Raw genomic sequence first — 22,557 nt, 5'->3', positions numbered from 1 at the left:
TTTTCCAGATCAAATGGAAAAGCAGGCTTTTTCCTGATGTTCCCGGTTCTGGTACTGGGCGATCCGGTTGTACAGATTCCAATGCCTGTATTGGCGGGTATTATGATTATAGTAACCATTGGTACCTTTGACTGGTCGTCGTTTTTCTATTTAAGAAAAGCGTAGTGATGCCATAGTCATGCTGGCGACAGTAGCAGTGGTAGTCGTAACGGACAATCTGGCGCTGGGTGTAATAACAGGTATTTTGCTAAGTACGGTGTTCTTTGCCGCCCCAATCTCCAGCATCGGTGTACGATGCAAGGAGACGCCCGAGGGAATCGGGTATACGATCACAGGGCAGCTGTTTTTTGCTTCGGTGGAAGGATTCGTCAATGCATTTGATTTTACACAAACAGATACAGATATCATTACTGATTTTACCGAGGCGCATATCTGGGATGATTCGGGTGTAGGTGCCGTCGACAGGATGGTCATCCGACTGCGTGAGCAGGGCAACAGGGTCACTGTAAAGGGACTGAATGCTTCCAGCGAGAAAATGATCAATCGGCTGGCGGTCTATCAGGATGCTGGTACCCGTATCAAATCCCACTAAGAAAGACAATATCTATCCAGAACAGGAGTGAAAGCTTATGTATCAGCATATTTTACTCGCCGCCGATGGGTCCGAGAACTCGATTCGGGCAGCAGCGGAAGCCGTCAAAATCGCTTCGCTGTCACCGGATGCTGCTGTAGAGATTCTGTTTGCCGCCGATCCGTCCAAAGTCAAAGACGAAGTGCTGCATTCCCATACCCATGATGAGATTGAATTCAGACGCCGGCAGCGACTACAGTCGGTCGAAGAGGTGCTGACCGCAGCAGGTCTGCAGCCCAAGGTCACCATCATCAACGGCGACCCTGGCCCCTCAATCGTCAAATATGCCGCCGAGCATCATGCCGATCTGATCATCATCGGTACACGCGGATTGAATGCACTGCAGGAATTCGTGCTCGGCAGCGTCAGCCACAAGGTCGTCAAGCGGGCCCATTGTCCGGTCCTGATTGTAAAATAAGGCTGTACCGAGGTCACCGCATCCCCTAGTTCTGATCGTATAATAACGCTGTACCCAAGATCACTGCATCTCCAGCAATGAGATGTGAGGCTGTACAGCAAACAGCTGCAAGGCTTGAAGTCACTGCAGAACTGGGATACATTGAACAATATCGACCATACCACCAGCCGAAGCAGAAGTTTATTCCATACGGCGCAAAGGAGTTATCCATATGAGCGAATTGCAGCAGGGACAGCCCGTTCCTGATTTTACCCTGGAAGCGTCCGAAGGACGCGAGATCTCCCTCAGCGGCTACCGCGGCAAAAAGGTAGTGCTGTACTTTTACCCGAAAGACAATACGACCGGCTGCACCCAGCAGGCATGCGATTTCCGTGACAGCACAGCCGGATACGAGCAGTACGGCGCTGTCGTGCTCGGCATCAGCCCGGACAACGTCAAGTCGCATGACCGCTTCAGTGCCAAGTACGAACTGCCCTTCCCGCTGCTGTCCGATCCGGATCATGCGGTAGCCGAAGCCTACGGCGTCTGGCAGCTGAAAAAGATGTACGGCAAGGAGTACGAAGGCATCGTGCGCTCGACCTTCCTGATCGACGAAGAGGGCAATCTGCAGCGGGAATGGCGCAATGTGAAAGTGAAAGGGCATGTGGAGAACGTGATGGAAGTCCTGCGGGGAGAGTAGGCCTGTTCATCACCCGGATAATCGAATAGTGTATTCCTGATAATCCATCGCAAAAAAAGCAGCTGATTCAGCTGCTTTTTTTGTATTTATAATGAATGCAATAATTACACAGGCATACTAACCTTCAACTGCGCAGCAGCACGCTGTATCGCCTGCCGCATCTGTACAGACGGCTGCATAATCATACTTCCATGCCCAACCGCCAGAAGTGCAGGCTCCAGTTCCAGCAGCCGTACGGCACTTTGCAGAGCAATTTCCTTGCTCCATGTCGCCAGCGCCGGGAAAGGAAATCGGATGCGCATCGAGCCGGCGACTGCCGTTCCGCCTCGGGTCTGAAAAGCATCTCCGGCAATCAGGAACCGATTACGCTGATCCAGCAGAGCGATCGAGCCGGGGGTATGCCCGGGAGCGGCAATTACCTGCAGAGAGCCAATGTGATCCTGCTCATTTACCAATACATTGGGAGTGGTCTTCAGCTTTTTGGGAACGGAGCCGCGGATAGGTGTCTGGGGTTCATGATTATCAAGGGACAGATCGCCTGTTATCAGACGTGCATCACGCCGGGATACGTAGACGGTCGCTTGCGGATAGAGCCGGGTGAGCGTATCCAGTGAACCGACATGGTCATCATGGATATGGGTCAGCACAATTCGTGTCAGCGGCTTGCCGATATGCTGTATCGCCTGCTGAATCCCTTTGTAACTGTTTGGTAATCCGGCATCGATCAGCGTCAGACTATCGGCTTCCTCCACAATATAACAGTTCACCGGGAATATACCGGGCAGAAAAATGAGCTGATGCAAGTTGCCCTGACTAATCATTTTCATTATCAACACCTCTTTGAATTTATTTTATGCTAATACTATTAGTTTATGCAATAATAACATTAGTTAAATAATAAAATAAAACTGGAGATTCTCATCCAAAGGGAAGAATCTCCAGTTCACCAACCTATAATGTTTTACTGTTTTGAAAAGTATGCAGTCCGGTCAAAAAGGTGCGGATCGCCATCTCAAAGCTCTCATCGATATCTACCAGAAGCCCGAATCCACCAGAGCGTTCCAGCGAACTGAATCCGTGCAGCACGCTGCGCAGCCCACGAGTAACGTGGATGAGTGATTCTTCTTCAAGCCCGAATCCTTGCAGTACCCGGGTAACCAGCTGCAGTACTTCATCTTTGAGACGATCCAGCCGTTCATCCGGCTGCTCCGGTGTATAAAAGGTAGCTTCATACCATCCCGGATGAGAGCGGGCGAACTGCAGATAGGCTCTGGATATTTCATGGATCGCGGTGTCCCCGGACCGCCCGACTGCGGCATGCATGAGCGCTTCCTTCAGCTGCGTCAGCCCCAGGACAGCCATCTCCCGGTGCAATCCGGGCAGCCCGTCAATATGATTGTATAGAGAAGGTGAACGTACCTCCAATTTTTGTGCCAGTGCGGACAGGGTGATGTCCTGCACACTGCGTTCGTCTGCGATTTCTGTAGCGGCTCTGAGAATGGTATCCAGGGTCAAGCCGATTCGAGGTGACAGAGCGAACACCTCCTTTGTGATCAGACTCTAAATATAAATCAGGAAAAGTACTGCAGCAGCACTTCGTTATAAAAGTAAATTAACTTCATCTTAATATCAGGCAGCCGATATTATTCCTCCGGCGACTTCTCTGGCTTTTTCTTGCCAAATCGGTTCACCAGATAAATGCCCAGCTGGCGGCGGAACTTCACAATGATCGCTGCTATGATCAGCCCGACCAGAATAGTCACGGCTTCAAACGAATAATCGTGAATCCAGTGGAACACCATCGACCACTGCGGACCGAAGATTTTGCCCAGCGCCAGGAACACACCGACCCAGACCAGCGCACCGCTGTAGGCATAGGCAGCGAACCGCCAGAACTTGTAATTCATAATCCCCGAGAAATAACCGGTAAAATGCCGCACCCCCGGAATAAAGTATCCTACAAATACCAGCGTATAGCCGTATTTGTTAAACCACTTCTGCGCCTTGTCGAGTTTGTGCTCCGGCAGCAGAATCCATTTGCCGTACTTGCGCATAAAGGGCAGCCCGGCCTTTTTCCCGATAAAATACGTAATCGTCATCCCGATCGTCGTCCCTGCAAAAGCGCACAGCAATAACAACGCCATATTGAGGGTACCCATATACGATAAATAACCCGCGTACGCCATCGTCGTCTCTCCGGGAAAAGGTAACGCGATAAATTCAAGCAGCAGCCCCAGGAAGAGAACCAGATAGCCATGCTCGGTAAAAAGTGATTGCAGATAGTCCATGAATCCCATAGATTGCCCCCATGCCAAGTTGTAATATCGTCTTATTTTGCCAGGTAGTCTATATATCGGTTCCTGCCGCCAGCAAAATAATGCGCTAAACGTATTGTCCATTTTCTGTTATATTTTTACTGTAGCTGTATCTTTCTATCATAATCGTTCTGCTAGGGCAAAGTCCACCGGTTAGAGCGTCCACTGGACGCGTACATGGTACGGATGATTTGGGATCAGAGCAGCCGCATACCCCCTTCGATTCCCCGGTTTAACCCATATATGAAAGTGATATTGCAAATTTTTGAAAAATGCTGAAATCATAAGGCTTCAAGCCTTGACGGTCTCTTTTCCCCATAGGTATAATTAGACTCATTGAAAAGTGGGAGGCACATGAATGAACAGTCCAAATGAAATAATCGTTGTCCTTGATTTTGGTGGACAATATAATCAGTTAATTGCAAGACGTATCCGTGATCTTGGTGTATACAGCGAGTTACTGCCGTTCAACACCCCTGTCGAGAAAATCCGTGAGCTGGCACCCAAAGGAATCATCTTCTCCGGCGGTCCATCCAGCGTGTACGCGGAGGATGCCCCTCATGTCGATCCGGCGATTTATGATCTGAATGTGCCAATCTTCGGTATTTGTTATGGTATGCAGCTAATGGCTCAACAACTGTCCGGTAAAGTAGAACGCTCCGCCAAACGCGAGTACGGCAAGTCCGATGTGGACTTCATGCCGCACTGCGCACTGAACAAAGGCATGGAATCCAGCCACACGGTATGGATGAGCCATGGTGACCATGTTGTCGGTCTGCCGGAAGGCTTTGTCGTGGATGCCAGTACCGAGTCCGCACCGATCGCAGCGATGAGCAACGCAGAGCGTCATCTGTATGCGGTGCAGTTCCACCCGGAAGTGCGTCACTCTGTATTTGGTAACGAAATGATCCGCAACTTCCTGTACGAAGTATGTCAGTGCCACGGCGAGTGGAGCATGCAGACATTCATCGAGGATACCATCCAGGAAATCCGCGAGCAGGTGGGCAACAAGAACGTACTGTGCGCACTGAGCGGCGGTGTCGATTCTTCTGTGGTAGCAATCCTGCTGCATAAGGCAATCGGTGATCAGCTGACCTGTATGTTTATCGACCATGGTCTGCTGCGCAAAGGTGAAGCTGAAAGCGTAATGGAGACGTTTGTCGGCAAATTCGATATGAAAGTAGTCAAAATCGACGCACAGGAGCGCTTCCTGTCCAAATTGGCAGGCGTAGACGATCCGGAGCAAAAACGTAAAATCATCGGTAACGAGTTTATCTATGTATTTGACGAAGAATCCAAAAAGCTGGGCGACTTTGCCTATCTGGCGCAGGGAACCCTGTATACGGATATCGTAGAGAGCGGAACCGCTACAGCACAGACAATCAAATCCCACCACAACGTCGGCGGTCTGCCGGAAGATATGGAATTTGAACTGATCGAGCCACTCAAGGCACTGTTCAAAGACGAAGTACGTAAAGTCGGCGAAGAATGCGGACTGCCGCGTGCGATCGTATGGCGTCAGCCGTTCCCGGGTCCGGGTCTGGCGATCCGCGTTCTCGGCGAAGTGACCGAAGACAAACTGACCATCGTTCGTGATTCCGACTATATCCTGCGCGAAGAAATCGCCAAAGCTGGTCTGGAAAGCGAAATCTGGCAGTACTTCACAGCGCTGCCGAACATGAAGAGCGTAGGCGTTATGGGTGATGCACGTACGTATTCCTACACGGTAGGTATCCGCGCCGTAACATCCATCGACGGTATGACTGCAGACTGGGCACGTATTCCATGGGATGTACTGGAGAAAATCTCTGTACGTATCGTTAACGAAGTAGATAACGTCAACCGCATTGTGTATGATATTACGTCCAAACCACCAGCAACGATTGAGTGGGAGTAATCAAGCGATACTCGGCACACTGAAAAATATAAATTTCACGTCGTTTAGATAACACTCCTATGACTTTCTTAGAACAAATTCTTTTGAATTGTCTCTAAGATCGTCGCCAAAAACTCTCGCCGAATAATTGTCGGTGGGAGTTTTTTTAGGCTTTAGCTGGTTAAATGCGTGAATCGCGCGAAACATTACAGCATCGGCTATTGAAGTGACCTCAACAACACAAGCCAATTCATTTATAACACATGTGGAATAGATAGCTTTGTAGATGTCATTATATATATCTAAAACTGCACAAGCATATAGTGCAGATGCCGAAGGATTGTCCTTCGGTACATTTTTAAACGATAGGCTTCACTACGATGGCATAGTGTATAATGTGTAGGTACACTCATGTTATTAAATTTGGAAAGAAACTAAAGGTAGAAGGAAAATTTGGAGGTATACAAATGACAAGTGCAGCACAACGTGCCGAATTACAATCCCAAATCTGGAAAATAGCCAATGATGTCCGTGGCTCTGTAGATGGATGGGATTTTAAACAATATGTTTTAGGAACGCTATTTTATCGTTTCATTAGCGAGAACTTTTCTAGCTATATTGAAGCTGGAGATGAGACCATCAACTATGTAGAACTTCCAGATGATGTTATAACGAAAGAAATCGAAGAAGACGCGATTAAAACAAAAGGGTACTTTATATATCCAAGTCAGCTGTTCGCAAAGATTGCAGAAACTGCTAATACAAATGAAAATCTGAATACAGAGTTAAAAACTATATTTTCTGCTATTGAAAGCTCAGCAAACGGTTATCCATCTGAACTGGATATTAAAGGATTATTCGCTGATTTTGATACCACAAGTAATAGACTGGGAAATACGGTGAAAGACAAAAACAGTCGTTTAGCTGCTGTTATTAGAGGGGTTGCAAGGCTTAATTTTGGTAAATTTGAAGACAATCAAATTGACCTTTTTGGTGATGCATATGAGTATCTAATCTCTAACTATGCTGCCAATGCTGGTAAATCTGGAGGAGAATTCTTCACACCGCAGAATGTGTCGAAGCTTATTGCGCAATTAGCCATACACAAGCAATCAACCATTAATAAAATTTATGACCCGGCAGCTGGTTCTGGTTCGCTCTTATTACAAGCAAAAAAACAATTTGATGCCCACATTATCGAAGATGGTTTTTATGGACAGGAGATTAACCATACCACGTATAACCTTGCACGTATGAATATGTTTTTACACAATATTAACTACGATAAATTTAACATTGCTTTAGGAGATACACTTCGAGATCCTCACTTTGGTGACGAAAAGCCTTTTGATGCGATTGTATCGAATCCTCCTTATTCCGTAAATTGGATGGGTAGCGATGATCCAACACTTATTAATGATGAAAGATTTGCTCCAGCAGGTGTACTAGCACCCAAATCTAAAGCCGATTTTGCTTTTGTACTTCATGCGCTTAGTTACCTTTCAAGTAAAGGTCGTGCTGCTATCGTGTGCTTCCCTGGTATTTTCTATCGTGGAGGTGCAGAGCAAAAAATCAGAAAGTATCTAATTGATAACAATTTCGTGGAAACGGTTATTTCATTAGCACCTAACCTCTTTTTTGGGACTTCAATAGCAGTTAATATCTTGGTTCTTTCTAAGCATAAAACTGATAATAAAACTCAATTTATTGATGCAAGTGGAGTAGAGTTCTATAAAAAAGCAACTAATAATAACATACTTACAGATGAACACATTGAGCGAATTATGAGAGTGTTTGACAGTAAAGAAGATGTTGACTATGTTGCAAAATCCGTTGACTATGATGAAATTGTTAAAAAAGAATATAATCTTTCTGTAAGTGCTTATATAGTAGCAAAGGATACAAGGGAAGTCATTGATATAAATGCGCTTAATGCAGAGATAAAAACCACTGTAGCAAAGATAGACCAACTTCGTATTGAAATTAATGACATTATTGAGGTGCTTGAATCATGATTAAGCCAAATTATATAGAAAAACTGCTTGAGAAGGTTGAGGTTAAGTGGAAGACCTTGGGAGAGGTGGCGACAATATATGACGGAACTCATCAAACACCCAAATACACAAACTCAGGAGTTCCATTTGTAAGCGTCCAAAATATTAGTGATTTATATGCAACAGAGAAATACATTTCATTTACTGATTTTGAAAAATATAAGTATAAGCCACGCAAAGACGACCTATTTATGACTAGAATAGGGGATATTGGTACATGTGCAGTCGTTGAAAATGATGAACCTCTTGCATATTATGTTACTCTAACTTTAATCCGTGTAGATCAAAAATTTATTCTACCTAAATACCTTAAACATGTTATTGAAAGTAATATTGGAAAATCAGAATTGTACAAAAGAACTCTTATACATGCAACACCGATAAAAATTAATTTGGGTGAAATTGGTAAAATAATTATTCCCATTCCCCCAATTAAAGTGCAAGAAGAAATCATCCGTATTTTGGACGCATTCACAGAGCATACAGCAGAGCTTAAAGCAGAGCTTAAAGCAGAGCTTAGAGTTCGTAAAAAACAATATGAGTATTACCGTGATAAGATGCTGACTTTTGAAAATACTGAAATTGAATGGGGTTCAATAGAAAAGATTTTCATATTGAAAAATGGTTATACACCTTCTAAATCAAATAAAGAATATTGGGAAAATGCTTCTGTCCCTTGGTTTAGGATGGAAGATATAAGAAGAAATGGCCGTATCCTTAACAATTCAATACAATGTGTGAATGAAATTGCTATAAAAGGAGGCAATTTATTTCCCGAGAATTCAATTATTGTTGCTACTTCTGCAACAATAGGAGAGCATGCTTTAATCACTGTACCATATTTGGCTAATCAAAGATTTACCAATCTTAGTTTAAAAGAAAACTATAAGAATAGATTTTCTCCTAAATATTTATTCTATTACTGTTTTTTATTAGATGATTGGTGTAAAAAAAATACAAAAATATCAAGTTTTCCATCTGTAGATATGAGAGGGTTTAGAAAATTTAAATTTCCTATCCCCACCCTTACCGAACAAGAACGTATAGTATCTCTTTTAGACAAATTTGATACATTAACATCATTAATTATCAAGGAATTATCTTGTGAAATAGAATTGCGTCAAAAACAATACGAATACTATCGAAATTTGCTTCTTAGCTTTCCAAAAGAGGAGGTAGAGGAGTAGTATGAGCGTTTCATTAATTGATATTGCACAACAGTTAAAAGGCAATAATAAAAAAATACAACTAATATACGCATTTAATGGAACAGGTAAAACTAGGCTTTCTCGAGAATTCAAATCGTTAATTGAAACAAAAATATATAATGACACGGAGTTAGAAGAACTAGAAGTAATAGATAAAAAAGTACTTTATTACAATGCCTTTACTGAAGATTTATTTTATTGGGATAATGATTTGGAGTTTGATGCAAAGCCAAAACTAAAAATCCATCCCAACGCATTTACAAAATGGATCTTTGAAGAACAGGGACAAGACAGAAATATTGTTTCTAATTTTCAACATTATACTGATGAGAAATTAACTCCACATTTTAATGAAGAATATATTGCTGTTGATAAGGATGGGAGAGAAAAAATAGTAGAGGCTTTTACAGAAATAACCTTTTCATATGAGCGTGGTCATGATGAACGTTCCAATAATATTAAAATTTCTAAAGGAGAAGAGAGTAACTTTGTATGGTCTGTTTTTTATTCTCTAATTGAACAAGTTATTGAAGTATTAAATGTAGCTGAACCAACTTATAGGGAAACAAATCAATTTGATCAACTGGAATATGTATTTATAGATGATCCAGTGACTTCATTAGATGATAACCACCTAATTGAATTAGCAGTAAATATAGCAGGATTAATAAAATCATCTGCATTAACAGACCTTAAGTTCATTATTACCACTCATAATCCTCTTTTTTATAATGTATTGTTTAATGAATTTAGTAATTCTGATAAAAATATAGGTTACAAGAGCCATAGACATTTTAAATGGTATAGACTCGAAAAGAAAGAAGCGGGTACTTACGAACTGTTTGAGAGGCTTAAGGATTCGCCATTTTCTTATCATCTTTTTCTAATAAATGAGATCGAAAAAGCTATTGAAACTGATCAAATATATAAATACCATTTCAACTTTCTTAGAAATATTTTAGAAAAAACTGCTACTTTTTTAGGGTATTCTGATTGGGCAGAACTATTGTTACCTGTTAAAGGAACTCGGGATGCATATGTAAGAAGGATTCTAAACTTATCTAGTCATTCAAAACATTCAGGTGAAGAAATTATTGAGCTCACAAACGATGATAAAAATGTTATAAGACATCTTATGAATGAAATCAATGAAATATATAGATTTAAAAAGTTTGTCGAGGAGGAAGCTAATGAATGATTATAAACCAATCGCAGAATCAAATCACTATATCATTCTAGATAAATATAGCAAGACAGCAGAACAAGGGACAAGCTATCAAACGGAAGCTAGTTTAGAAAGAGAACTGATTCAGAATTTAGTAAATCAAGGTTATGAATATCTACCAAGCATTAATAATCCTGAAAAAATGCTGGCTAATGCTCGTGTACAACTTCAAGACCTTAACAAAGTAAAGTTTTCAGAAGCTGAATGGATTAGATTTTGTGAGCAGTTTTTAGATAAACCTAGCGATAACCATATCGACAAAACCCATAAAATTCATAATGATTATATTTATGACTTCGTTTTTGATGATGGACATATTCAGAACATTTACCTATTGTACAAAGAAGATGAGAAGATTGCATTAAATAAGGTGCAGGTTATTTCTCAATTTGAACAAAAAGGAACTCAAGCTAATCGATATGATGTCACAATCTTAGTCAATGGCTTACCATTAGTACAAGTGGAGCTTAAAAAGCGTGGGGTTTCGATTCGCGAAGCCTTTAATCAGATTCATCGATATAGTAAAGAGAGTTTAAATTCTGAAAACTCTCTATTTAAGTATTTACAGATTTTTGTAATTTCTAACGGCACAGATAGTCGTTATTTTGCAAATACGACAAAACGTGATAAGAATAGTTTCGATTTTACGATGAATTGGGCGAAAGCAGATAATATCCTAATCAAAGATCTAAAAGATTTCACAGCTACATTTTTTCACAAACATACTTTATTGAATGTACTACTGAAATATTCTGTGTTTGATGTGAGCAACAACCTACTAGTTATGCGACCTTATCAAATTGCCGCGGCAGAAAGAATAATATGGAAAATTAAAAGTGCAAACGAAGCAAAAAAATGGAGTACTCTTGAAAGTGGTGGATATATTTGGCATACGACAGGTTCAGGAAAAACGCTCACGAGTTTTAAAGCAGCTCTCCTGGCTACTGAACTAGATTTTATTAATAAAGTTTTCTTTGTTGTAGATCGGAAGGACTTGGATTTCCAGACAATGAAAGAGTATCAGCGTTTTTCTCCTGATAGTGTTAATGGTTCAGAAAGTACCGCAGGATTAAAACGTAACATCGAAAAAGATGATAATAAAATTATTGTGACGACCATTCAAAAACTGAATAACCTAATGAAAAGCGAAACAGAGTTACCTATATATAATAAACAAGTGGTATTTATTTTTGATGAAGCACACCGTTCACAATTTGGTGAAGCTCAAAAAAATATTAAAAAAAAGTTCAAGAAGTTCTATCAATTTGGATTTACAGGTACACCTATTTTTCCAGAGAATGCGCTAGGTTCTGAAACAACTGCTTCTGTCTTTGGTCAAAGGATACATGCTTATGTCATTACAGATGCGATTAGAGATGAAAAGGTTCTAAAGTTCAAAGTGGATTATAATGATGTACGTCCCAAGTTCAAAAAGATCGAACAAGAACAGGACGAAAAAAAGCTAACTGCAGCAGAAAATAAAGAAGCACTACTACATCCTGAACGTATCAAAGAAATTTCTCAATATATTCTCAATAATTTCAGAGTGAAAACCCATCGTCTACACGCGAATGGAAAAGGATTTAATGCCATGTTTGCTGTGAGCAGTGTCGATGCAGCCAAGCTCTATTATGAATCATTAAATAAATTACAACAAGGAAGCAATAACCCTCTGAAGATTGCTACAATTTTCTCCTTTGCTGCTAATGAAGAGCAAACTGCGATTGGTGATATTCTTGATGAAACTTTTGAACCTTCAGCAATGAATAGTAGTGCAAAAGAGTTTTTAAGTTCAGCCATCAAAGACTACAATGCGATGTTTAAAACTAACTATGGCGTAGAAAGTAAAGAGTTTCAAAATTATTATCGTGATCTTGCTAAACGAGTAAAAGATAAAGAAATTGATTTGTTAATTGTTGTTGGAATGTTTTTAACTGGTTTTGATGCACCTACATTAAATACTTTATTTGTTGATAAGAATCTTAGGTATCATGGTTTAATACAAGCTTATTCGAGAACAAACCGTATTTATGATGCCACTAAGACTTTTGGAAATATTGTCACTTTTAGAGATTTAGAACAAGCAACGATAGATGCTATCACTCGTTTTGGAGATAAAAACACTAAAAATGTAGTTTTGGAAAAAAGTTATAAAGAGTATATGGAAGGATTCGCTGATGTGGCAACTGGTGAAGCCCGTCGCGGTTACGAAGATGTAGTCAGAAAATTAAAGGAACGTTTTCCGAGTGTTGATGAGATTGATACTGAAAAGGATAAGAAAGAATTCACTAAACTATTTGGTGAATATCTTCGTATTGACAATATCCTCCAGAATTACGATGAATATTCAGCTTTAAAAGCTGTACAAACATTAGATACGACTGATCCTCAAGCTGTAGAAAATTTTAAGGCTACTCATTATGTGACAGATGAAGATATAACTGCCATGCAAGATATTCAGGTGTTAGAAGAGAGAGATGTTCAAGATTATCGTTCTTCTTATAATGATATTCGTGATTGGTTTCGTCGTGAAAAAACAGAAGCAGAAAAAGGAAATTCCTATATTGATTGGAATGATGTTGTCTTTGAAGTAGATCTTTTAAAATCCCAAGAGATCAACTTAGATTACATTCTTGAACTTATTTTCGAGCATAACAAAAAGGTGAAAGATAAAGATTCATTGGTTGAAGAGGTACGTCGTTTAATTCGTTCTAGTGTAGGAAACCGTGCAAAAGAAAGCTTAGTCGTTGATTTTATTAACCAAGCTGATTTGGATAGTATTCAAGATAAAGCCAGTATTATTGATGCCTTCTTCTCATTTGCCCAAACGGAGCAAAAACGTGAAGCAGAGGAATTAATTAATACTGAGAAACTTAATGATGAGGCTGCAAAAAGGTATATTTTCAATTCATTGAAAAGAGAATATGCTAGTGAAAATGGGACTGAACTCAATGAGGTTCTTCCTAAAATGAGCCCGCTCAATCCTCAATATTTAACAAAAAAACAGAGCGTTTTTCAGAAGATCTCTGCCTTTGTGGATAAGTTCAAAGGTGTAGGTGGAAAGATTTAATAAATCTAAAAGAGCAGTTAAACATCAAATATTTAAATCTCATTCTATATGAACAAAATTTCATTGATGAGGCTATCGTCCAGTTGATGGCAAGCATTATTAAAATTGAAATTATAATCAGTAAGAAATTTACATTTGTCGGTAGTCAAATGGTGAAGTAATTATCGCCAAAAGTGTCTCCACAGTGATAGAGACACCTTAGAAATATGATGATAACAGGCTTTATATGCCCTACTCGCCCCACCGAGTGGGAATAGGATTCAATTGGGTATATAACTCCAAAGGGCAGTCTGGTCTTGGGCCAGACTGCTTCTTTATTTCATGGACAAAGGAGTCGCATCATGCCGATTATTACGCACGATATCTATATCGAAGCGCCGGTTGAAGTTTGTTTTGATCTAGCTCGAAATGTAGACATACATACGCAGACAACAGCAAATACGAATGAAAAAGCAGTAAGCGGTAGAACAAGCGGCTATATGGAAAATGGTGAAGAAGTCACCTGGGAAGCAGTTCATTTCGGTATCAGACAGCGGTTAACAGCGAAGATCATACACATGGAGAAGCCGCATATTTTTGTGGATGTGATGGTTAGTGGAGCCTTTCATTCCTTTACGCATACCCACAAGTTTATCAAGCTTGGAGCAGGCACAGCATTAGCCTATAATTTTAAATACCAATTTTGGAGAGCATCCATCTCTGCAGCTGTCGTCCCATTTATAAAATAGAGCAGCTGCCACTTCTGCGTACGCCTGGCAGCTGTATTCAGTTCATCTTCCCAGTCGGGGTATACCCGCATTGCCATTTTCCCTTTCTGATCACCACTCCGCAAGATTCCGTGCTTCAGCAGAATTTCTCTGGGGAAAATAAATTGTCCCTGTTTATCATGATTCATCACATTAACGATCACTTGATCGGGGCACTCCTTATCACTGTACGCCCGATTGTTGTTATCAATATCTTTTTCCCAGAACACCACAAAATAGCCTTTCTTTTTGGGAGTGTGTTTGGCGAGTCTGCTTCGGAATGTATGTGTATCTATTTCAAAAGTCATGCCTTCATAGGCTGCGTTCTGACTTTCAATCTGCAGATTCGTTATGTCCGGCATATTCGCCTGCAACAGAATAGAACGTATCCACTGTAACGATGCAAAATGATGATCCATGTACTGACCTCCCGGTATGATATGTAGTTGAACCAGCGCTATACTGCAATGTACAAAATGAATAATTTAACACAACTCTAACTTATACAGCGAGCACGTCATATGCTGCATCACTCACGCAGCGCAGGAAAGGGAATAGGACAAAGGACGACCTTTAAGGCTGGAGATCAGCTGCTGCAAGCGAACGTTCATGATCTCTAGCCTTAACCGGAGGACGTGTCCTATCCCTTTCTGGAGCGAATGCCCCGAAGCACGCCAATGTTTTACTTTTGCAGATTTGAATTCGATGATATCAATCCCGCCTCATTTATGGTAGGATGAACACCTATATTGAATAAGGAAGTGAACCGCAATTGATCCAGATTACCATCCCTACGCCTAACGTTTCGATTACCAAGCAAATCAATCCGGAACTTAGCCATATTTACGGTTTTACCGATTTTCATCTGATCTCCCGTGAAGTAGGCGGCATCTATATGTTCTACAACGAGCAGGATGAGCTGCTGTTTGTCGGTAAAGCCCGCAAACTCAGACCGCGTATCAAAAAGCATTTCGAAGATACCGTATCCCCGATCAAGGACCACCGCGACGAGGTTACCCGTATCGATGTATGCATCGTGGAAGACCCGACCGAGCGCGAGATTTACGAGACGTATATTATCAACAGTCTGCAGGCCAAGTACAATGTGGACAAAGTCTTTTACAAATAAGAGACCATAGCGACGCCTCCCGAGGAACGTTCTGCTGTGCATTACGTTAACCACATCTGAGGTGTCTCTCGATCACCCTATACGATAGGTATGTTGCAAGTACACGCTAATGCATGTCCGATAGCGATAGATCCCTATCAAAAAAAGCTGCTCCTGTTCATGGAAGCAGCTTTTTGCGTTATTGCCTTTTTGCGTTTTGGGCGCAGAATGCCATTATGGGCAGCCCGCCTGCACGAATAAATCAATGTGATCTCGGTGTATAGTCGAGGTCACGGAACAGCTGGTCCAGTTCGGCAGATGTCAGATCTCGCCACTGGCCGATCGGCAGATTGCCCAGATGGATATTCATGATCCGGGTACGCCGCAGGCCGTGTACTTCATAGCCGAGCGCTGCACACATGCGGCGGATCTGGCGGTTCAGTCCCTGGGTCAGGATGATTTTGAATACATATTTGGACTGCTGGGTCACTTTGCAGGGCAGGGTCACCGTATCCAGAATCTCGACGCCCGAAGCCATCTTGTTCAGAAAAGCCGGCGTGATCGGACGATCCACGGTAACGATATATTCCTTTTCATGCTTGTTCTCGGCACGCAGGATTTCATTAACGATATCCCCGTCGTTGGTCAACAGGATCAGTCCGTCCGAATCCTTGTCCAGACGTCCGATATGGAAGATGCGCAGCGGATGATTCACAAAGTCCACGATATTGCCTTTCACATGCCGCTCGGTCGTACTTGTAATGCCTACCGGCTTGTTGAGCGCGATATAGACATTTTCCTGTTCCACCCGGATCGGCTTGCCGTCTACCCGCACATCGTCGCCGGGTTCTACCTTGCTGCCGAGTTCTGCTACTGTACCGTTGATCGTTACCCGGCCTTCATTGATCCATTTGTCTGCTCCCCGGCGGGAAGTAATACCGGATTCGCTAATATATTTATTAATTCGCACGTATCGCACACCTTTAACTCTTTTTTTGGAAAAACAGCGGTTCGCTGATTCCAGTCTATATCTAAGATACTCTTTTTACAGCTTTTTTGAAAGGTCACAGCGCTGAAAAGGCAGAGGATATACCGACAGATCGCGGGATATACAGTGATCCCTATGTAGAAAACGCCGTGCATGAATGTTCGGAAGACAAGTGCGGTTGGCCGAGAGCGTTCATGGTTAAATCTACACAGACCCCTGTATGCTGTTTAGCCGTGCGGATCGCCAGGCAGCATGAACAGCGAAGACAGGAAGCCGCTTTGTGATAAACAGGGAACAGGTCATGTACAATAGGAGAATATTTTCACGTACGAATCCCCTGCTGATCTGGTAATATACTCAGTGATAGCGTTTTCGGCATGCCGTTTGCGCATACATTTTCTGTAATGTAGATTCCTTTTAAATGAGGTGATGGTATGCAATATATTCCGCATCATACGGACCGTCTGCAGGAGATGTTTCCGCCGGAACACAGAGCGGTAGAGCAGGATCATTTGCTGCTGCGCAGTCGGCCGGATACGGATTTCTGGATGAGAACCCATTACGGGTTCGAGCGATATAACGGGCATGTGCTGTACGATGAGATCAAGGGCAATTTCGAAGCGATTGTCGAGCTGCAGATGCATCCGCAGCGTACGTATGATCAATCCGGCATTTTTATCGGTATCGATCCATCCAACTGGCTCAAGACATCCGTGGAATTTATCCCGGAGGAAGCTTCGCATCTGGGCGTGGTTGTCACGCAGCGCAGTTATTCCGATTGGTCGACACGTAATGTGGACAGCAGCATTTTTAGCCAGCGTCTATCGTTCCGCGTGAGACGGGAGGGCAATGACTTTTTCGTCTATTTCCGAGAGGGAAGTGCCGATCTGGCTGCAGAATGGGAGCAGCTGCGCATTACCCATCTCGATTGCCCGCCAGGCCAGCCGCTGCGTGTCGGCATTTATTCGGCCAGTCCGATGGATATGGGATTTGATACCGCCTTTTACCATTTTGAGATTCAGCATGTGGATTAACAGCCTGTCCGGTCTGGAAAAGGAGTGGTGTGTATGGACCCTCATACGCTCATCATCAGCTGTGTGCTGCTGCTGATCGTATTTGTGCTGGCTGTTGTAGTACTGCCTGCCCTGCAAAAGCGCGAGAATGTGATAGAGCGCATCATTCAGGATGGTTATACGGCGCGCGGGCGTATCCTGAATATCGAACCTACCGGTAACTACAAAATGGGTCAACCCGAGCTGCGGCTGGATCTGCGAATCGAGAAGCCAACCCAGCTGCCATTCGAAGCGGCTGTGACGGTAACCGTGTATACGATCTACCGTTCCCGTTTCCAGGAAGGCTCTGCCGTCAATGTCAAAGTACTGGAAAACCGCAAAGGCCGGCATATTGCTGTCAAAGGAACAATGGAATACCCTTGATCCTCAAAAGCTCAAACCTTTCAAACTAATCGGTTCTTCCATATTTAAACTTCAATGCAACGCTTCGCTGAAAATTCCAAAATTCACAAAAACCGCCTATAGCAATGCTGAGGCGGTCTTTGTCATGTATCCAATGTACTCGCCATATATCGTAACAGCGCTGTCCTTCCTTTTATTCTTCTCCGTCTCCCGGTATCACTGCTGCATAGGCACAACCAGATCGCAGTATCCCCATATAAAGATAGCGAATTGCCCACTTTCAGATGCATATCCTTAATGTTATATAAATACAAGGTGTAAAACTCGCCGAATTCCTTCTCAACTGCGTACTTTTACACATTATTTTTATATAGTACAGCCGCTAAGATATAAGGGAGAAGACATACGGGCAAAGGAGAGGAATGGCAATGAATCTCATCGGCGACAGTATGCTTGATTACCGTTATATCGGACAGCGCATCCGGGAAGTCCGGCAGCAGCGCGGCATGACCCAGCAGCAGCTTGCCACGGGTATTTGCAATCAATCCCAGATCAGCCGAATTGAGAAAGGGGTGGAATCCGTCTCAGCGGATACGCTGTACCGGATCGCCCGCAAGTGCGGAGTGGATGTACGTATATTTTATGATATGGCCCAGAATGAGATCAGCGAGATGCAGAATATCCGCAAAAACATCCTGTATTTGCAGCGGCAGCAGATGTACCCGGAGCTGATCGAATATATTGAGCACTGCCAGACAGAAGAGAGTGGACGCCTGTCAGTAATCGACCAGCAATTTATTCTCTGTCAAAAGGGATATGCCTATCTTCAGCTCGGACAGATACCACGCGGATTCCAGATGATTCAGCAGGCGCTGAAGCTGACCTACCATACCGATCGTCTGCCTGCGCTATATGAAGTGGAAGTGATCCTGGCGCTGGCAGCCGGTTATGCACTGCAGGGTGATCAGCGTTCCTGCATCAGCTGGCTGCACAAATGCCGTCAGTCGCTCCACCTGTACCGGGAGCCGGATTACCGTTTTCCCGAAGTATTCTACTGTCTGGCGAGAGCCTATAATGCCAGTGAAGATTACCGTCTTGCGATCGAATATGCTTCCCAGGGTATCCGCTATTGTGAAGATCATCGCTTCTGTCACTGTCTGGAGAAATTGTACTATGAGTGCGGCTATAGCTACGAACAGCTTGGACAATCTGGCAAAGCCGAACGCTGTTACGCCAGATCACGTATGCTGAGTGAGCTATTTTGCCTTCCGGAGTAAATAATAAATCGGTATATTTATGCAATTTTGACACTTTAGCTGACGTCGTTCATGACTTTGCCTCCAAATATGCGGATATACATAATTTTTTCACAATTCAAACATTATAATGAATAGTGAAACCAACACCGTTATGGAGGGAAAAGGAGGGATACATAACAGGAGGTTTACAGACGGATCAGACGGCTTGGCATCATTGGTTTACGATCACATACTATTGCTGAAGGAGTGTATTACATGACCGTAATACGTACACGTAAATTGGGCAAATGGCTGATGGCCGGAGTAATGACCTGTTCCATGTTGGGGATGGCAGCACCGAGTGGATATGCAGCAGAAGACAGCGCTGCTGCCATGCCGAGCATTGCCGGCAAGAAAGTGATGGTAGGGTACTGGCAGAACTGGTCTTCTTCAAGTGGAGACGGGTATGCCGGCGGCACTTCCCGCACGATCCAGCTGAGTGATTCTCCGGCTGCCTACAATGTAGTCACGGTTGCCTTTATGACCGGAGCCGGTATCCCGACGTTCAAGCCGGAAGGCATATCGGATGCGGCATTCCGCCAGCAGGTGGGTATGCTGAATGCGAGAGGTACAGCCGTTATTCTATCGCTGGGCGGAGCAGGGGCGCATATTCAGCTGAGTGCCGGACAGGAGCGAGCTTTTGCCAATGAGATTATTCGTCTGGTGGATACCTATGGATTCGACGGATTGGATATCGATCTGGAGCAGAGCGCCATTCAAGCCGGAGCCAATACAACCGTCATCCCGGGAGCGCTCAAAATCGTCAAGGATCATTACAAAGCCCAGGGCAAAACCTTCCTGATCAGCATGGCTCCCGAATTCCCTTATGTAAAACCGGGTGGTGCCTATGAGCCGTACCTGACCAGTCTGGCCGGCTATTACGATTTCATCGCACCGCAGTTGTATAACCAGGCTGGTGACGGACTCTGGGTAGACGAAGTGAACAAATGGGTCTCCCAGAATTCGGATGCCGACAAATACAACTTCCTCTATTATATGGCCGATTCCTTTATCCATGGTACACGCGGCTTCCTGCAGATTCCGGCGAACAAGCTGGTGCTCGGACTGCCAGCCAATGCCGATGCCGCCGGTAATGGTGAAGTCAAAGACCCGAGCGTCGTATACAAAGTATTCGCCGATCTCGCTGCCAAAGGCCAGCAGCTCAAAGGCGTCATGACCTGGTCGGTCAACTGGGATCTGGGCAGCAATGCGGCGGGAACACCATATAACCAGAAGTTTGCCCAGTCTTACGATGATCTGATTTATGGCAGCGCTACCACGCCAACTAATCCACAGCCGCAGCCCGGCCAGCCCGGTGCTGCCGCATGGAGCGCTTCTGCCATCTACGTAGGCGGAGATACGGTAAGCTACAACGGCAAGACATACAAAGCCAGATGGTGGACAACCGGAGAGACACCAGGCCAGGCAGAGGTATGGCAGCTCGTCTGATAACAGCAACGTCATTTAGCCCCATTCAACTATTTGATAACTGGAGGGAATACAATGAATTTGAGAAAAACCCTGACTGCCGTAGTCGCTGCAAGTACCTGCATGATGATCCTCAGTACTTCTGTTTTTGCCCATGGATACATCTCCCAGCCGGCCAGCCGTGCCTATAAAGGCTCCAATGCGGTTGGACTGAATACGAATGTAGGCAGTGCCCAATATGAACCGCAAAGTATTGAAGCGCCCAAAGGCTTCCCGAATGCAGGTCCTGTAGATGGCAAAATTGCCAGTGGCGCACTGGCAGGATTTGCTCCACTCGATGACCAGACAGCTACCCGCTGGCACAAAACAGATATCAAAACAGGTGCACTGAACATTACCTGGAATCTGACCGCCCAGCATGCTACAGCGGGCTGGCAGTATTATATGACCAAGCCGGGCTGGAATCCCAATCAACCGCTGACCCGCAGCTCACTGGAACGGATCGCCTATATTGATGATGGAGGAGCCAAGCCGGCCAAGACCGTATCCCATACGGTCAACGTTCCATCCGATCGCAGCGGCTACCATGTTATCCTCGGGGTATGGGATGTTTATGATACCGGCAATGCCTTTTATCAGGTGATCGATGTTAATGTAAATGGTCAAGGCGGCACTGTACCGACACAACCAACCGAACCAACAGAGCCGGGCCAGCCATCCGCCAGTGCATGGAGTCCGACAGCCATTTATGTAGGCGGTGATCTGGTCAGTTACGAAGGACGTACCTACAAAGCCAGATGGTGGACCAGCGGCGAGACTCCCGGAACCGCAGAAGTATGGGAACTGCAGGGCAAGCTGCAATAATACCTGTTCTGCACACAGTGAATTGATAATCCGTTGTCGGGCAGCCTGATAGCTCCGATCTTCCCGGCAGTCTCCACACCAGATAATGGAGATCTTACTATCCAGGAATAAAAAACAAATATTCATGATGCCGATTAATGTATGAACATGCAGAAGAGCATCGTTAACCTTTCCATCCCGTCCGTCATCGCTATAAGATCAGCATAGTTATCGCCTACTCAGCCCGTTTTCCTTTCCGTCAGAACCTTGCGAGGATCTGTTACGGAAAAGGAAAACGGGCTTTGTGCTGTTATCCTCTATTTAGTTTCATTCAATCCCCGGCCGCTTATTGGCTCCAACGAATAACGTATATTTCTGAACCATTTTCTGTCCTTTTACTCTATGTTACTTCCAAATCACTTCCGAATCCTCAACTTTCAATTTCACTTCATAATTTCCTGTTTTCGGTAACTATAACTATAGCCGAACGTTATGCACGCGCTTGCAAAACAACATTCGTATTTTTAGATTGACAACAATAATATCGTCCCCTAGAATGTAACAGGTAAAGCTGTTTATACACAAACAACATGAAGCGCGGATGTATAATAAAGTCTTCGACAGATTAACATATTCGTATAATCCTGCGGATTGGCGCAGGAGTCTCTACGTGATCACCGGAATGATCTCTCTACGGAATTCAGTATCTGCCAGCGCTCCCTTTTGTCGCTTATTATTAAAGCTGCTATTTGCTTTGATATACAGTCAGCAGGGGAGAACTGTCTAATGCTGACCCATGAGACCCCGATGAGCATATTGTCATCGGGGTTTTTGTCGTTTTCTTTATCTATTGCCAAGAGGGGGAAAAGTATAACAATGGAGCGTTTCTTTAAACTGCGGGAGCATGGAACGAATGTAAAAACAGAGATGATTGCGGGTCTGACCACCTTCATTACCATGGCTTACATTTTGTTCGTCAACAATTTATTTCTTGGACCGGATGGAGCGGGAATTCCTGCACAGGGCGTCTTTTTTGCCACGGCTGTAGGTGCGGGTCTGGTAACGATCCTGATGGGACTGTTCGCCAACATTCCGGTAGCACTGGCACCGGGAATGGGCTTGAATGCGTATTTCATGACTGTCGTGCTCGGTTCCAACGGTATGATTACGTGGCAGGCAGCATTGGGAGCAGTATTCCTGTCGGGTATTATCTTCATTATTCTGACGATTACACGGGTAAGACAGCTGCTGCTCG

General features: G+C 43.8%; 21 protein-coding genes, 1 pseudogene and 1 riboswitch (1 of these 23 only partly in view). Of the genes and pseudogenes, 17 read left to right on the top strand and 5 right to left on the bottom strand.

Going from position 1 to position 22,557, the window contains the following annotated elements; genetic code table 11:
* Positions 1-178 precede the first annotated feature (178 nt).
* From M1D61_RS19220 to bcp, 3 genes are all read left to right on the top strand, one after another.
* Positions 179-592, top strand: a complete 414-nt coding sequence (locus M1D61_RS19220) for an STAS domain-containing protein (RefSeq protein ID WP_458120185.1) — start codon at positions 179-181, stop codon at positions 590-592.
* 37 nt (positions 593-629) lie between these two features.
* On the top strand, positions 630-1,049 hold the full coding sequence (locus M1D61_RS19215) for a universal stress protein (protein ID WP_458120184.1): 420 nt from the start codon (positions 630-632) through the stop codon (positions 1,047-1,049).
* A gap of 211 nt (positions 1,050-1,260) precedes the next feature.
* Positions 1,261-1,728, top strand: coding sequence for a thioredoxin-dependent thiol peroxidase (gene bcp / locus M1D61_RS19210; RefSeq protein ID WP_458120183.1), 468 nt, complete (start codon positions 1,261-1,263; stop codon positions 1,726-1,728).
* A gap of 104 nt (positions 1,729-1,832) precedes the next feature.
* Here bcp and M1D61_RS19205 read toward each other — a convergent pair whose 3' ends face one another.
* From M1D61_RS19205 to M1D61_RS19195, 3 genes are all read right to left on the bottom strand, one after another.
* Positions 1,833-2,555, bottom strand: a complete 723-nt coding sequence (locus M1D61_RS19205; protein ID WP_458120182.1) for an MBL fold metallo-hydrolase — start codon at positions 2,553-2,555, stop codon at positions 1,833-1,835.
* A 124-nt stretch (positions 2,556-2,679) separates the two neighbouring features.
* The gene (locus M1D61_RS19200) at positions 2,680-3,270 is read right to left on the bottom strand and encodes a TetR/AcrR family transcriptional regulator (protein ID WP_458120181.1); all 591 of its coding nucleotides are present in this window, start codon (positions 3,268-3,270) and stop codon (positions 2,680-2,682) included.
* Between the two features lie 101 nt (positions 3,271-3,371).
* A complete protein-coding gene (locus M1D61_RS19195) occupies positions 3,372-4,025 on the bottom strand; it encodes a DedA family protein (RefSeq protein WP_458120180.1) in 654 nt (217 codons plus the stop codon).
* A 376-nt stretch (positions 4,026-4,401) separates the two neighbouring features.
* Here M1D61_RS19195 and guaA point away from each other — a divergent pair, with 376 nt between their 5' ends.
* The 6 genes from guaA (at position 4,402) to M1D61_RS19165 (ending at position 14,204) form a co-directional block, all read left to right on the top strand.
* Positions 4,402-5,940 (top strand): glutamine-hydrolyzing GMP synthase, encoded by a 1,539-nt coding sequence (gene guaA / locus M1D61_RS19190; RefSeq protein ID WP_458120179.1) that lies wholly within the window; start codon positions 4,402-4,404, stop codon positions 5,938-5,940.
* 446 nt (positions 5,941-6,386) lie between these two features.
* Complete coding sequence (locus M1D61_RS19185; protein WP_458120178.1) at positions 6,387-7,934, top strand: type I restriction-modification system subunit M; 1,548 nt, start codon at positions 6,387-6,389, stop codon at positions 7,932-7,934.
* Entirely contained in the window at positions 7,931-9,160 is a 1,230-nt protein-coding gene (locus M1D61_RS19180) for a restriction endonuclease subunit S (RefSeq protein WP_458120177.1), read from the top strand. The genes M1D61_RS19185 and M1D61_RS19180 overlap by 4 nt, the downstream gene beginning before the upstream one ends.
* A 1-nt stretch (position 9,161) precedes the next feature.
* Positions 9,162-10,379: an AAA family ATPase gene (locus tag M1D61_RS19175; protein WP_458120176.1), complete on the top strand. Its 1,218-nt coding sequence runs from the start codon at positions 9,162-9,164 to the stop codon at positions 10,377-10,379.
* Positions 10,372-13,476 carry a type I restriction endonuclease subunit R gene (locus M1D61_RS19170; RefSeq protein WP_458120175.1) on the top strand — a complete coding sequence of 1,035 codons (3,105 nt, stop codon included), beginning with the start codon at positions 10,372-10,374 and terminating at the stop codon, positions 13,474-13,476. Before M1D61_RS19175 ends, M1D61_RS19170 begins: the two co-directional genes overlap by 8 nt.
* A gap of 341 nt (positions 13,477-13,817) precedes the next feature.
* Positions 13,818-14,204, top strand: coding sequence for an SRPBCC family protein (locus tag M1D61_RS19165; protein ID WP_458120174.1), 387 nt, complete (start codon positions 13,818-13,820; stop codon positions 14,202-14,204).
* Here the strand turns inward: M1D61_RS19165 and M1D61_RS19160 are convergent.
* Positions 14,138-14,641 (bottom strand): MepB family protein, encoded by a 504-nt coding sequence (locus M1D61_RS19160; RefSeq protein ID WP_458120173.1) that lies wholly within the window; start codon positions 14,639-14,641, stop codon positions 14,138-14,140. The two genes, M1D61_RS19165 and M1D61_RS19160, sit on opposite strands and share 67 nt — an antisense overlap.
* A gap of 353 nt (positions 14,642-14,994) precedes the next feature.
* Here M1D61_RS19160 and M1D61_RS19155 point away from each other — a divergent pair, with 353 nt between their 5' ends.
* Entirely contained in the window at positions 14,995-15,351 is a 357-nt protein-coding gene (locus tag M1D61_RS19155; RefSeq protein ID WP_046216312.1) for a nucleotide excision repair endonuclease, read from the top strand.
* A 241-nt stretch (positions 15,352-15,592) separates the two neighbouring features.
* Here M1D61_RS19155 and rluF read toward each other — a convergent pair whose 3' ends face one another.
* Positions 15,593-16,300 carry a 23S rRNA pseudouridine(2604) synthase RluF gene (gene rluF / locus M1D61_RS19150; protein ID WP_046216311.1) on the bottom strand — a complete coding sequence of 236 codons (708 nt, stop codon included), beginning with the start codon at positions 16,298-16,300 and terminating at the stop codon, positions 15,593-15,595.
* Positions 16,301-16,752: 452 nt separating this feature from the next.
* Here rluF and M1D61_RS19145 point away from each other — a divergent pair, with 452 nt between their 5' ends.
* The 7 genes and pseudogenes from M1D61_RS19145 to M1D61_RS19115 all read left to right on the top strand — a co-directional run.
* Entirely contained in the window at positions 16,753-17,352 is a 600-nt protein-coding gene (locus M1D61_RS19145; protein ID WP_458120172.1) for a DUF1349 domain-containing protein, read from the top strand.
* Positions 17,353-17,385: 33 nt separating this feature from the next.
* Positions 17,386-17,754, top strand: coding sequence for a hypothetical protein (locus M1D61_RS19140; protein ID WP_458120171.1), 369 nt, complete (start codon positions 17,386-17,388; stop codon positions 17,752-17,754).
* Positions 17,755-18,161: 407 nt separating this feature from the next.
* Positions 18,162-19,010, top strand: a complete 849-nt coding sequence (locus tag M1D61_RS19135) for a helix-turn-helix domain-containing protein (RefSeq protein WP_458120170.1) — start codon at positions 18,162-18,164, stop codon at positions 19,008-19,010.
* A 237-nt stretch (positions 19,011-19,247) separates the two neighbouring features.
* Positions 19,248-20,294, top strand: a pseudogene (locus M1D61_RS19130) (glycosyl hydrolase family 18 protein); the annotation flags it as partial.
* Positions 20,289-20,480 carry a carbohydrate-binding protein gene (locus M1D61_RS19125; protein ID WP_458122561.1) on the top strand — a complete coding sequence of 64 codons (192 nt, stop codon included), beginning with the start codon at positions 20,289-20,291 and terminating at the stop codon, positions 20,478-20,480. The pseudogene M1D61_RS19130 and the gene M1D61_RS19125, both read left to right, overlap by 6 nt.
* Positions 20,481-20,534: 54 nt before the next feature.
* Complete coding sequence (locus M1D61_RS19120) at positions 20,535-21,323, top strand: lytic polysaccharide monooxygenase (RefSeq protein WP_458120169.1); 789 nt, start codon at positions 20,535-20,537, stop codon at positions 21,321-21,323.
* A gap of 593 nt (positions 21,324-21,916) precedes the next feature.
* A riboswitch (purine riboswitch) is annotated at positions 21,917-22,016 on the top strand.
* A gap of 162 nt (positions 22,017-22,178) precedes the next feature.
* Positions 22,179-22,557, top strand: partial view of an NCS2 family permease gene (locus M1D61_RS19115; protein ID WP_458120168.1) — the 5' portion only. 1,013 nt of this gene lie beyond the right edge of the window; 379 of the gene's 1,392 nt are visible here — the first part of the coding sequence; its start codon is at positions 22,179-22,181; its stop codon lies beyond the right edge, outside the window.

The organism is Paenibacillus sp. Z6-24, from assembly GCF_054161335.1.
This window is presented reverse-complemented; position numbering and strand designations above follow the sequence as displayed.